Consider the following 11621-nt stretch of genomic DNA (forward strand, 5'->3'; position numbering starts at 1 on the left):
ATTCGAAACGTTGCACCGCAACACGTTTCCCGCCGACCGGCCCGCTATGCTCCGCGCAGGGGCGAGGATCAGTCGGGAGACCGGGGCATATGCGGCGCCGTCGTAAGAAGAACCGTGGATTGCGTTGGACCATCGCACTGATTGCGGTGGGCGCACTGGCTTACGTGGGCGTGCAGTACTGGCGCGGCAACCTGCCGATCAAGCCGCCGTCGCAAACCGCCGTCGCCGCACCTTCGGCCACCGTGATCGAAACCCCCACGCCGCTGCCACCGCCGGTGGTGCCCGCGACCGTGGCGAAACCCGCCACCGCGACCGAAACCTTCATGGACCAGGCCGAAGCCCGCGACGCCGCCGCCCGCGCTGCCCGCGAACAAACGCTCAAGGTCCAGCAACAACTCCGCCAACAGGAACGCGCCCGCGAACAACGCGCGGAAACCCCGACGGAAAACGAACGCTGCATCAACGGCCAGCGCATGAAGCGCGTGGACAACGGATGGGTGCAAGCGGGCGGGGATTGCTAGATCGCCGCGCGGACGTGAAACCCCAACGCTCCTGCGACCATCGGCACCGACTCATCATCCGACCGGGCCGCTACCCACCCGGCCAAATGCTCGCTTCCGGTCTCCCACAACCAGAGCGAATACCCCCGCTCCCGTAACTGCACCGCGGCCCGCGACAACAACGCCCCCGCATCGGCATCGGCGAGCGCATCGTCGGCCTCGTCGTCCAGGTCCCAATCCACCCGGACCCCGACCCGCGCCGCGAGCTCATCGAGCGCCTCGACCACCCCGCCCGCATCGTCCTCGGCGAGGAAGAACCCCGCCTTCCAGTCGATCGCATCGCGGATGGCATCGATGGCCTCCGAACCCGACCCCAGCGCATCGCGCACCTCCGCGAACTGCAACGCCGCCGAATCCTCGTCCCCCGGATTGATCAGGAGCAGGAGCTGCCAGGCGACGGCCTCGAGCGCGGCGTCCTCGTCGAGGTCGGACGAGGACGAAAAGGACGCGGCGAAGTTGTCGTCGGGATCGAAGTTGTCGAAGTCGGGGTGCATGGGAGGGAAGGGTACGCCTGGTGCCGGTCGCGAGGTCTCCGGAGAACGAGTTTTCCTCTCCCGAGACCTTCAAACGTGCTCCGGAGGAGGAATTTTCCCCGTGGGAGGACCTCAATCGTTAACTGATAGACGAAAAAGGTGTGTCAGCACCCTCCGAACGTATCCCCACAGACCGAAAAGGTGTGTCAGAACGCTTCGAACCTGCGTCGAGATACGAAAAAGGGAAGTCGACATACAAAAATCGTGTGTCGACATACTCCGGAAGGGTGTCGAGATACGAGATTTCCCAATTCCCCACCAGCAGGGCGGCTCATTCCCGAGCGAGCGCTTGTTCGTCCCACCGCTGCAGCTCCGCATCCCACACCGCCGCACCCTGCGCGATGCCGACGGCCTGGCGAATGCCTTCGATGCAGGCGTCATAGGTGCGGTAGGTGGTGAAGGCACGGGCGACGGGCTTCATGCCGTCGTCGAAGAGGAACCAGCGCCAGCGGTTGCGGGTGTCGGTGGAGAGGATGAATTGGCGTGGGTAGTCGGGAATGGCTTGCATTGATGATCTCGCGGATGAAGTTGCGAGATTGAATCAGGTGCGCAGGTGCGATGGCGACGGACTATGAGTCACATCGCCATCCAATTCGCGCAGACGGTTATCGATTGATGCCTGCTGATTAGAACGCGGTCGGCATCAAGGAAAACTCACCGCGGTCATTCATTGCCAACCGATACTTCAGCGGCTTACCAATCTCGGCGATGATTTCAGCTTCTCGACGGGACCTCTCGGAATTGTATTTGCACAGTCCAGTTCCATTTGGATTTGGGCCTGTTCCGAGGATGTATCTGCCAGGCAAGACGTAAAAAGTGACCTTTTCAGCGTTATCGATTGCGGAAACGATCTTGCCATCAAGGTACACAGCGGTCATGCAAGCGCTGCCGACGGCACCTGCGTCACGCGCGACAATCAGCTGTACTTTGCCTTCGCCAGGAATCACGAGATCCTGCGCATAAATGCGACTGAGCGGAGTGCTGCGCGCCGTCGCGGTGTTGATTGGTGTAGTGGCGCAGCCAACGAGAGTGACGATCGCGGCCACCAGCAATAACTTAGCTTTCATGAATCCCCTAGAGTCGAACGATTGATTCAAGTGAGCTTCTATTTCGAAACTCTGTATCGGTACTGTGTGGCAGTGAGATCTTCATTCCGAGGGTGCCAATTTTCAACAATTCGTACTTGACCGCCGATGACGGACAGTTCCTTGCCATTCTCCTTGTGTACTCGCACTCCATGCAGGATGAAAAGGTCAGTGGATACTCCAGGCATCCGCGCGCACAGAACCTCCCCAGAAGTCACGTAAACCTCACTCGCATCCCCTTGCGTTGCCTTCACTTCAACTCTTCGCAACTCGCTTCCTCGTCTGCACTCAAGGTCGTAGGGGTGGTTTGCGGAGGTATCACGAACGACGTACTTCAGTGAGACGTAGTGCCCTTTCGCTGCCTCCATTCCGAGCAGTTCAATCTTCTTGCGGAGAGCGGCGTCGAGGAGCCTTCCCTGCCCCTTGGAGACGCGCCCTTCGATCTCGTCTCGTCGCGCGCGGTCCAGAGCGCTTGGCGGCAAGTTGGAGCGCCATGCGTAAATGGCGCGGAGCAAGTCGGATTTCGACTTGAGATCGAAATGTAGCGACTGGAACATGACCGTGACCGGGTTCTCGCCTTGCATCGCCAGGAACGCGAGTTCGCCACAATAGACAAAGGGGTGAGTCCTGCCGTCAGTCTTTGCCCGAATTCGAGCAAACAGATGTACAGGTAGTGCCTCGTCGCGAATTCGCAAGATTACTGGTGAGCCCTGATGCTGTTGAAGCTGGCTCTGCCACTGAAAGTATGTGCCGTCAAAAGTGTCCAGGTACGGCTCTTCCTTCTCCAAAGTGACGAAGAAGAGAACAGCGTTACTGTACTCAGTGATTCCGCCCGATCGCGGATTTATTGGTGCGACTCCGCCCTCTTGAGCAATATCTTCACGCGTGTACGTCGCGCCGAGCCGGAACGGCTCCAAAGCGATTGCCTCCCCTTTCATAGAAACCCCGTACGCCCCCCTGTGGGCATCCGGAATTTGTCGCAATTCTCATTGCGTTACAAGAAAATTCTCTGAGCCGAGTTGCGAGTTGCTCCATGTGAGATCAGGTTTCGTATCTCTATTCGCAACCTATGCCGTCGTTATCCCGATCCAGATGCGGCGCATACCCCGGGTCCCCCCGACGCACCGGCGCAGCTCCCGCCGCCCGCGCCTCCGAGCAATTCCGGTAATACACGCTCCCCGAGTTCAAGTCAGAGCGCGGCACAACTCGCGCTTTCGGCGCCGCGCTCGCACCCGGCCCACGATGGCAGTGATACCCGCCATGCTTCCGATCGTGGTGGCAGCCTTCGGCATTGAGGCCGCCGCTATGCGCGTGCGCGACGTTCGAATTCAGTCCGGGCAAGAGGAACGCAACCGCGAAGGTTGCGGCAGCCGTCCAAAGAAGTTTGTTCCCCACGGCATCCCCCCGGAGCCATTGCGTCGGTGGAGGATACGGGTCGCACGCAGTGCCCCGGTCACTCGATACCGAAAGTAGCTGCGTTACTCGCGTCGGCGCCAAGGCTGAACCAGTCAGCCTCCATCACCACGCGAACCCATCGCTTTGACACCCCCAAGCCCATCGTTTCCGCGTGCTTCTACCACGGGAGGCGCAGATGGCCATTACGCGCGCGATGGACGCGCACCTGTTCGAAGCGGTCCTCAAGGTCGCCCGCGAGGAATGTGCGCACGGGTCCTGGGACGAGTTGTCGCCGGTGTTGCACAAGGCCTGGGATGCGCTGCGGGGCGATGACGCGCCGGATTGGGCGGCGGTCGAGGCGCATGTGCAGGCGTCGTGTCGGGATGCCGGGTATGTGCATTAGGGGTTAGCGCCCCAGCACGTCCCACCACGCCGGGACCGGGATGAACGGCATGTATTCCTTCCAGCCGAGCAGGAAGGAGAACGCCACGTGGATCACGGGCGACGACAGGAACGCGAGACCCAGGTACCACGCGAGCTCACGTCCGCGCAGGCGGAAGACGATCGGCGGCAGGAGCAGCGTCGCCAATGCGGGGGCGGTGTAGTAGATCCACCACGGCAGGCCGAGGTTGTGGCCGTACTTGGCGAAGGTCATTCCGCCGACGACCACGATGGCCGCGGTTGCGATTACCGTGGCGGCGCGCGGGCGCTGCGTGCGGTGGCGGGTGGCGAATCGCAGGATGGCGGCGAACGCCACCAGCGAGACGAGCACGAAGATCCAGAACCGCAGTGCGTCCGATTGCATCGACTTTCCCCGAGTCAACGCACGAGTCTATCGGCCCCCGCGGCGTTGCGGTTGCCCGCGTCAGCGATGCACCTCCGCAGCGGACCGCATGCGATGCCGCACCACCGGCGTGGCTTCGACATGCTGCGCTTCGGTATAGGCGCGGGCGGCGGCTTCATCGTGGCCGGCCGCCATCGCGACGTCGCCTTTCAGCACCGCGCCTTCGGCGTGCGTGGCGGGGATCGTGCGCAGGTGGTCGGCGAAGACGTCGAGGTGGTGGCGTTGTGCGTCGGTGGCGGTGGAGAAGTCGGCGGGTTTGAGGGCTTCGTCGGCGGGGATGGCCGGGACGTCGACGTGTTCGAGGACGGCGTCGTTGCCGGTGCGTGCGGAGACGATGCCGGCCAGTCGCCGTACGCCGGCGGTCTTCGCGACTTCGGGGTAGCGCGCTTCGACGGTGGACAAGGCATGCGCCGCGCCGCCGGAGAGGCCGAGGGTGTTGAGCGTGTCGGCGGCCAGCACCAGTCGTGCGCTTTCGGGCATCTCGGGGTGCAGTTGCGCGATCGATTCGGTGGCGAGCGCGAGGAACTTCTCGTTGCGCTGCTCGGTGGGCAACGCTTCGAGGCGTGCCTTGTTGTCACCGGTCTCGATCCAGGCGTTCATGTGTTGCGTCGTGGTGTCGCGCAGTGCATTGCGTTGCGCGATCGCGCGGTCCATGTCGGTGATGCGCGCGATGAGGGTGCGCGGCGGCGCGCGGCCGAGCCGCACTTCCAACGGATATTCGGTCTTGAGCGGATTGAACAGCACGAGTTCGACGCCGCCTTCGCCATTGGGTTGCACGAGCGGTGGCTTGTCGTCCTGGATGGGCACGAAGCCGCCGTCGAGCGAGCGCACGGACAGCGGCATGGCGATGCGCGCGCGGTTCTTGAAGTGCACCGGGTTCGGTCCGCCTGCGTCCTCGATTACGTAGGACCAGGGTTGCGTCGCGGTGTCGATCTTCTGCGGCTCCCACGAAGCGTCGCTCAGCGCCGGCATCGCGTAGTCCTTCAGCGCATTGCGCAGCACCACGACGGACGGATGATCCAGTCCGTTCGGCTTCACGAGCGTGACGTGGTCGCTGTCTTCGATCGCCGATGCGTTCTGGTCGCAGAAACGCGTGGCTGTGGTCTTCGGGACGATGACGCCGAGGACGGGCAATGGTTTGGTTTCGTAGGCGCAGATGACCCGTGGATGCACGGGCCCGTTGCGCACGTTCACCCAGTCTTCCTGCAACTGCTCCAGGTAATCGTTGCTGTCGGACGGCAGCATCTGGCGCACGGCCTTGTTGTCTTTCAGGAGCTGGCCGATCTTCGCGATCTGCGCGCCTTCCTGCGGCGTCGCGTAGAACACCACCAGCGGCACCTTCGCGCGCACTTCCGGCCGGCTGATCAACTCGCGCAGGGTGATGAGCCCGCCCATGCTGTGCGCGACGAAGACGATCTGGTCGTAACGGTCGATGCCGGCGTCCTTGATCATCTCGTTGAGCTTGATCGCAGCCTCGCCGATCTTCAGCGACCCATCGCCCACCATCTTCGACGTGAAGCCGAACGCGTAGATGTCGACCTGGTCGCCGACGCCCGGGCTGTCGTGCAGATAGTCGAAGAAGGACTTGCCGCCGTTCGTCCATGTGCCCTTGGTATCGCCGATGAGGCCGTGGACGAATACCACCGCGATGGGATGCGGCTTCTGCGCATCCTGGTAGATCCACTGCGGCGGGGTCGAGTTGCCGCCGTCGTCGTCATCGACGCACGCGGGCAGCGCGAGCGCCAGCGCCAACAATGCGATCGTGCCTTTGCCGGAAATGTGCATGGCCGTTCCCGTCGCTTCGACACTCGGCGAAACGGCACCCGGCCGGCCGCTCGGCCAGCCGGTGAACGGCGCTCTCGGCGTGAGCGGAGGTGCTACGCCTCGTCGGCGCTCCAGTGCGCGGCAGGCGACACCTTCTCGGGCACCTTGAACAACCCGCGATCCTGCCGCGGTTCGCTGCGCAGGTATTGCTTCGGCGGGCGCACGTGGCCGCCGAGCTTCACCGCCGCGCGCCACGGCCAGCGCGGGTCGTAGAGGAACGCGCGCGCGAGGGCGATGATGTCGGCATCGCCGTTGCCGAGGATCGCTTCGGCGTGTTCGGGGTCGTTGATCAAGCCGACGGCGACCACGGGCATCGTCACCGCGTGCTTGACCGCACGCGCCAGCGGTACCTGGTAGCCAGGCCCGAGGGGGATCTTCTGTTCCGCGGCGACGCCGCCGCTGCTGATGTGGATCGCATCGCAGCCGCGGGCTTCCAGCGCTTTCGCGAATGCGATCGTCTGTTCGACATCCCAGCCGCCGTCCATCCAGTCGGTGCCCGACACGCGCACGGTGACGGTGCGGTCGGCGGGGAAGGCGGCGCGCACGGCGTCGAACACTTCCAGCGGGAAGCGCATGCGGTTTTCCAGGCTGCCGCCGTATTCGTCGGTGCGCGTGTTGCTCAACGGCGAAAGGAATTGATGCAGCAGGTAACCATGCGCGGCGTGGATCTGCACGGCGTCGATGCCGATGCGCGCCGCGCGCTTCGCGGATTCGGCGAAGGCGTCGCGGATGCGGTCCATGCCGGCGCGGTCGAGTGCGACGGGGGCGTGCTCGTGCGGGTAGTGCGGTTGCGCGCTCGCGGAGACGGTCTGCCATCCGTGCGCGTCCTTCGGCGGCAACTGGTGCCCGCCGGCCCACGGGGTTTCGCAGGAGGCCTTGCGTCCCGCGTGCGCGAGCTGGATCGCAATGGGCATGTCGGAGAAGGCGCGCACGCGCTTGAGGACGTCACGCAGTGCGTCTTCGGTGGCGTCGTCCCACAAGCCGAGGTCGGCCCAGGTGATGCGGCCTTCCGGCACGACGGCGGTCGCTTCGATCGTCAGCAGGCCCGCGCCGGAGAGCGCGAGGTGGCCGAGGTGGATCGCGTGCCAGTCGTTCGCGCGGCCGTCGGCGTCGCATGAGTACTGGCACATCGGCGCGATGACGATGCGATTGTCGAGCGCGAGGTTGCGCACGCGCAGGGGTTCGAACAGCTTGGGCTTGGACATGGGGATTCCGTGGGGGCGGTTTCGCGGCGCACATGGTCGCGCGGGATGAAGCTCAGCAGCGTTGCATCCCCGGTGCTTCCGTGTTCCATCGCCGGCCTTTTGTCGAACCGCCGCCACGCCCATGGGCATCCACCGCGTGCGCAGCCACGCGGAGGGCCGACCATGAACACGCATCGCCATCTCGTCCACGGGCTGCTGGCCTTCTCGCTGGTGATGGGCGCCGCCGCGCACGCGCAATCCGCGCCGCAGATCGTGTGGTCGGCGCCGACGCCGAACGGCCTGGCCAATTCCATCGTCGGCGTGGCATGGGCGCCGGGGTCGGGCGCGCGTGTCGCGGTCGGTTCGACGGATCGCTGGGTGCGTGCGCGCGCGGCGTCGAACGGCGCGCTCGCATGGTCGGTGTTGCAGCCGCATCGCTCGGGCACGGCCGATCAGGTGGTGTACTCGAACGACGGCGTCCAACTCGCCGTGCACAACAGCAATCGCGGCGGCGCATATCGCGTGCATCGCGCGTCGGATGGCGCATTCCTCGGGTCGCTGGTCATCACGATCCAACCCAACGAAGTGGTGACGTTCACGCCGGATGCGCAGCTGACCGCGTCGACGGGCGATACGACCGCAGCGCGGTGGCGCATTGTGAATTTCTCCGTAGTGCGGATCGTCGGCAGCGGCTACAACAAGATCTCCACCAACTGGGTGTTCTCGCCCGACGGGCAACTCCAGGCGTCCGCATCGCAGGGCACCATCACCGTGCAGCGTCGTAGCGATGGGGGAACGATGCGGCTGCTTACCGCCGGCAACCTGCGCACCACCACGCCGATGCAGTTCGCGCCGGACAGTGCGTCGCTCGCGGCGTGGGCCTCGTCGCCGAACGAAACCACGCTGTTCCGCATCTCCGACGGCGCGGTGCTCCGTCGCTTCCCGAATGCGCAGTCGAACGAAGGCGTCACCGCGGTGCGTTTCTCGCCCGGCGGTACGCGATTGGTGACCACCGGTTACCGTCCGTTCGAAACGTCGGAAGGATGGGATCAACGCGGCACGATCCGCTTCTGGCGCGTGTCCGACGGCGCGCTGCGGCAAACCTTCGAATCGGGCACGGGGATCGGCGTGACCTCTGCGGTCACCTGGTCACCGGACTTCACCCGGTTCGCGTACGGCACGTACGCGGGCACGGTGGTCGTCGCCAACGTTCCGGCGCCTTGATTCGGCGTGCGCCGCATTCATGCCGATGAAACGCGCTTCACTTCCGTGAGGGTGTCCTGTTGCGCGCGCGTGCGTGCGTTGCTTTTTGTAAACGCAACGTGCGTGGAGGATTGCGGGCATGAAGTTCGGCATGTGGGGTGCACCGTTGGTCGCGTTGGTCTCCGCGGTCGGCGTTGCGAAGGGTGCGGAAAACACGCTGCAGTTCGCGGAAGACACGGCCGTCTCGCGGGAACTCGCGGGCACGGCGCCGACGCAGGTATGCCGGAGCAATTCGCGTTGGATCCGCGTGGGCTTCGATTCGCTGGTGCTGAAGGGCAACGACAAGCTCAGGCTCAGCGGTACGCAGGGTGGCGTCATCGAACTGAAGGCCGGCGACAAGTGGGAAGGCCGCAGCTTTTACACGCGCGCGCTGCGCGGCAGTTGCGTCACGATCACGCCGACGTTCGCCAATCCGGGCAGCCGTTACGCATTGAGCGGTTACCAGGCGGGCACGGTGTCGCTCGCTTCGACCGAGTCGCTCGTCACCGCGGCGGGCGATATCTGCAGCGCCACCAATCCGAACAACTGCAAGGCCACCTCGGACCTGGTGCTCGGCATCAACCCGGTGGTCGCGCTGACGCTGGGCGACAACGCGTACAACAACGGCACGCTCGACGATTATCTGTTGCGCTACGAACCGAACTGGGGCCGCTTCAAGGCGATCACGCAGCCGGTGCCCGGCAACCACGAGTACACGGTGGCCAATGCGCCGGGGTATTTCGACTACTACAACGGCGTCGGCAACCAGACGGGCCCGGCGGGCGACCGCAGCAAGGGCTATTACAGCTTCGACGTCGGCGATTGGCACTTCATCGCGCTCAACAGCCGCAGCGGCAACACGGTGGCCGCGGCGCAACTGACCTGGCTCGATGCGGACCTGCGCGCCAACACCAAGCCGTGCACGGCGGCGTACTGGCACCACGCGTTCATCAGCCGCGGCAACTACACCGGCTACGCGACGATGAAGCCGTTCATGGACCGCCTGTATGCCTCGCGCGCGGATCTGGCGTTGGTCGCGCACGACCACAACTACCAGCGTTGGTCGCCCATGGACGGCAACCAGAATCCGCAGAGCGATGGCGTGCGGGAGATCGTCGTCGGCACCGGCGGCGGCCCGATGTACCCGGTCAACGGCACCTCGCCGTTGCTGGAGCGCAAGCAAAGCAGCACCTACGGGATCCTGAAGTTGACGCTCACCGCGTCGGACTATCGGGCGGACTTCGTACCCATCGCGGGCAAGACGTTCACCGACACCGTCGCCGGCACGTGCAATCGCGCGACGCAGGTCGTGCCCGATTTCCTGCTGCAGGCCTCGCCGTCGATCGCGGTCAATCGCGGCAGCACGGGCGGGAAGATCATCACCTTCGGCAGCTACGGCGACTTCAACGCACCGATCCAGATTTCGATCATCGGCCTGCCCACCGGGGTCACGGCCACCTGGTCGGTGAACCCCGTGACGCCCCCGGCCGACGGGGACGGCACCTCCCGCGTGGCCCTGCGCGTGTCCAGCTCCCAGGCCACCGCCGGCACCTATCCCCTTGTCGTGCAAGGGGAATCCAATGGCGTGGTCCGCCAGGTGGGGTTCAACTTGATCGTCCGGTGACCGGGGGGCGCTTTCGCGCCCGTTGCACGCGGTACAGGGGACGCTCGGCAATCGACCGGGCGACCGGGCCAAGGGAACTGGACCGATGATCGGACCGATGCTCCAACTGCGGGCATGGCAGTGGACGCGCACGTGCATGCAGGCCGCCACTTTGCTGCTGCTGGCGCTGGTGTTGCACGAAGGGGACTACGGGCGCTACGTCACCGCAGTGGCGATGGCCACCTGCCTTGCGCCGCTGCTGGTGAGCGGGCCGGCGGTGGTCTACATGCACAGCCACAAGGCGTTCGGCAGCACGCGCGAACAGATCGCGACGTTGTGGTCGCGCACGCTCGTCGTCGTCGGCCTGCCGTGCGCGGCCCTGGTGATGCTGGCGATGCTCGCCCTCGGGGACGATTGGCGTGACGCACTGCTGTGGCTCGGCGTCGGCGTGGCCGACATCGTGATGATCGGGTTCGCGGAACTGCGTGCGCGCTACGAGGAAGGCCGCGGGCGCGCATCCCGCATGGTGCTGTGGCAGGCCGCGCCGCATGCGTTGCGGTTGGTCGCGGTGCTGGCGGTGATCGCGTGGGATGTCGCGCTGCGGCTCGATGCGTGGGTCGCGATCGCACTCGCGTTGTCGGCGGTGGTCGCGCTCGGCGCGATGACCGTACCGCGCAAGGACGCCCCGCGCTCGTGGGATGCGGTGCGGCGACTGGTGCGCGTCGGGTTCCGCTACGGCGAAGGCGGCACGGCGAATCGCATCCTGTCCGATGGCGACAAGCCGATCGTGTTGCGCGTGATCGACGCGGCGACGTCGGGCGCGTTGTTCTTCGCGCAGCGCATCGTCGACCTGGTCGGCTTCCCGTTGCAGGCCTCGGTGGCCAGCACGCTGCCGGGATTGCTGCATGCCACGCCGGAGGCGCGCGTCGCGCTGTGGCGGCGTGCGATCTGGTGGCCGGCGGCGTACGCGTTGCTCGCGGGCGGCGTGTTGTTCGTCCTCTCGGCGTTGTTGCGCTCGTCCGCGCCGCAGTTCGCACTGGCGGCGGATGCGTTGGTCTGGTTGTGCTGGCTGCCGATGCTCGACTTCGCGCGCGGCATGCTGGGGAACGCGGCGATCGTCGCGGGGCGCGGCGATGCGTTCACGCATGGGTTGTGGCTGGGCGCGGTGTTGCGCGTGGGCGCGGCGCTGGCCTTGGTCGTTCCCTTCGGGTGGCGCGGCGCCGTTGCGGGCCTGGCGATCGCGGAACTCGCCACGCTGGTGTATCTCCTGATTTCCGCGCGGCGCGCCGCGGTGGTATCGAGGCACGTGCCGCACGCGTAGCGGCCTGCTAGATTGCGTCCACCACAGGGG

General features: G+C 65.4%; 13 protein-coding genes. 5 read left to right on the plus strand and 8 right to left on the minus strand.

Translation table 11 applies throughout. The annotated features are described in order from the left end of the window. Positions 1 to 89: 89 nt before the first annotated feature. Positions 90 to 521 carry a hypothetical protein gene (locus LF41_RS12910; RefSeq protein ID WP_152600018.1) on the plus strand — a complete coding sequence of 144 codons (432 nt, stop codon included), beginning with the start codon at positions 90 to 92 and terminating at the stop codon, positions 519 to 521. Here the strand turns inward: LF41_RS12910 and LF41_RS12915 are convergent. The 5 genes from LF41_RS12915 to LF41_RS17300 all read right to left on the minus strand — a co-directional run bounded on the left by LF41_RS12915 (position 518) and on the right by LF41_RS17300 (position 3573). Then, a complete protein-coding gene (locus LF41_RS12915) occupies positions 518 to 1054 on the minus strand; it encodes a DUF6630 family protein (protein ID WP_036170416.1) in 537 nt (178 codons plus the stop codon). The two genes, LF41_RS12910 and LF41_RS12915, sit on opposite strands and share 4 nt — an antisense overlap. A gap of 310 nt (positions 1055 to 1364) precedes the next feature. Continuing rightward, complete coding sequence (locus tag LF41_RS12920) at positions 1365 to 1601, minus strand: hypothetical protein (protein WP_036170418.1); 237 nt, start codon at positions 1599 to 1601, stop codon at positions 1365 to 1367. A gap of 118 nt (positions 1602 to 1719) precedes the next feature. Beyond that, positions 1720 to 2190 (minus strand): hypothetical protein, encoded by a 471-nt coding sequence (locus tag LF41_RS12925; RefSeq protein WP_152600019.1) that lies wholly within the window; start codon positions 2188 to 2190, stop codon positions 1720 to 1722. Between the two features lie 8 nt (positions 2191 to 2198). Beyond that, positions 2199 to 3116, minus strand: coding sequence for a DUF3427 domain-containing protein (locus LF41_RS12930; RefSeq protein ID WP_036170420.1), 918 nt, complete (start codon positions 3114 to 3116; stop codon positions 2199 to 2201). Between the two features lie 118 nt (positions 3117 to 3234). Continuing rightward, positions 3235 to 3573: an excalibur calcium-binding domain-containing protein gene (locus LF41_RS17300; protein WP_345775578.1), complete on the minus strand. Its 339-nt coding sequence runs from the start codon at positions 3571 to 3573 to the stop codon at positions 3235 to 3237. 196 nt (positions 3574 to 3769) lie between these two features. Here LF41_RS17300 and LF41_RS12935 point away from each other — a divergent pair, with 196 nt between their 5' ends. After that, on the plus strand, positions 3770 to 3976 hold the full coding sequence (locus LF41_RS12935; RefSeq protein WP_036170422.1) for a hypothetical protein: 207 nt from the start codon (positions 3770 to 3772) through the stop codon (positions 3974 to 3976). Between the two features lie 3 nt (positions 3977 to 3979). On the opposite strand, the gene LF41_RS12940 is transcribed toward LF41_RS12935, so the two are convergent. From LF41_RS12940 to LF41_RS12950, 3 genes are all read right to left on the minus strand, one after another. Beyond that, on the minus strand, positions 3980 to 4378 hold the full coding sequence (locus tag LF41_RS12940; RefSeq protein ID WP_036170424.1) for a hypothetical protein: 399 nt from the start codon (positions 4376 to 4378) through the stop codon (positions 3980 to 3982). Between the two features lie 60 nt (positions 4379 to 4438). Then, positions 4439 to 6202, minus strand: a complete 1764-nt coding sequence (locus tag LF41_RS12945) for an esterase/lipase family protein (RefSeq protein WP_036170426.1) — start codon at positions 6200 to 6202, stop codon at positions 4439 to 4441. 92 nt (positions 6203 to 6294) lie between these two features. Continuing rightward, entirely contained in the window at positions 6295 to 7446 is a 1152-nt protein-coding gene (locus tag LF41_RS12950) for an NADH:flavin oxidoreductase/NADH oxidase (protein ID WP_052116423.1), read from the minus strand. A gap of 162 nt (positions 7447 to 7608) precedes the next feature. Between LF41_RS12950 and LF41_RS12955 the strand changes: the two genes are divergently transcribed. From LF41_RS12955 to LF41_RS12965, 3 genes are all read left to right on the plus strand, one after another. Next, positions 7609 to 8649, plus strand: a complete 1041-nt coding sequence (locus LF41_RS12955; RefSeq protein WP_036170428.1) for a WD40 repeat domain-containing protein — start codon at positions 7609 to 7611, stop codon at positions 8647 to 8649. A 118-nt stretch (positions 8650 to 8767) separates the two neighbouring features. After that, complete coding sequence (locus tag LF41_RS12960; RefSeq protein WP_052116424.1) at positions 8768 to 10291, plus strand: metallophosphoesterase family protein; 1524 nt, start codon at positions 8768 to 8770, stop codon at positions 10289 to 10291. A gap of 85 nt (positions 10292 to 10376) precedes the next feature. After that, complete coding sequence (locus tag LF41_RS12965) at positions 10377 to 11591, plus strand: lipopolysaccharide biosynthesis protein (protein WP_036170430.1); 1215 nt, start codon at positions 10377 to 10379, stop codon at positions 11589 to 11591. Positions 11592 to 11621: the final 30 nt, after the last annotated feature.

It is taken from the genome of Lysobacter dokdonensis DS-58, assembly GCF_000770795.1.
Classification (GTDB): domain Bacteria; phylum Pseudomonadota; class Gammaproteobacteria; order Xanthomonadales; family Xanthomonadaceae; genus Noviluteimonas; species Noviluteimonas dokdonensis.

Bases quoted from the DNA above. Each gene is read 5' to 3' on its own strand.
- LF41_RS12910 (WP_152600018.1), top strand. From the start codon at position 90: ATGCGGCGCCGTCGTAAGAAGAACCGTGGATTGCGTTGGACCATCGCA.
- LF41_RS12915 (WP_036170416.1), bottom strand. From the start codon at position 1,054: ATGCACCCCGACTTCGACAACTTCGATCCCGACGACAACTTCGCCGCG.
- LF41_RS12920 (WP_036170418.1), bottom strand. From the start codon at position 1,601: ATGCAAGCCATTCCCGACTACCCACGCCAATTCATCCTCTCCACCGAC.
- LF41_RS12930 (WP_036170420.1), bottom strand. From the start codon at position 3,116: ATGAAAGGGGAGGCAATCGCTTTGGAGCCGTTCCGGCTCGGCGCGACG.
- LF41_RS12935 (WP_036170422.1), top strand. From the start codon at position 3,770: ATGGCCATTACGCGCGCGATGGACGCGCACCTGTTCGAAGCGGTCCTC.
- LF41_RS12940 (WP_036170424.1), bottom strand. From the start codon at position 4,378: ATGCAATCGGACGCACTGCGGTTCTGGATCTTCGTGCTCGTCTCGCTG.
- LF41_RS12945 (WP_036170426.1), bottom strand. From the start codon at position 6,202: ATGCACATTTCCGGCAAAGGCACGATCGCATTGTTGGCGCTGGCGCTC.
- LF41_RS12950 (WP_052116423.1), bottom strand. From the start codon at position 7,446: ATGTCCAAGCCCAAGCTGTTCGAACCCCTGCGCGTGCGCAACCTCGCG.
- LF41_RS12955 (WP_036170428.1), top strand. From the start codon at position 7,609: ATGAACACGCATCGCCATCTCGTCCACGGGCTGCTGGCCTTCTCGCTG.
- LF41_RS12960 (WP_052116424.1), top strand. From the start codon at position 8,768: ATGAAGTTCGGCATGTGGGGTGCACCGTTGGTCGCGTTGGTCTCCGCG.
- LF41_RS12965 (WP_036170430.1), top strand. From the start codon at position 10,377: ATGATCGGACCGATGCTCCAACTGCGGGCATGGCAGTGGACGCGCACG.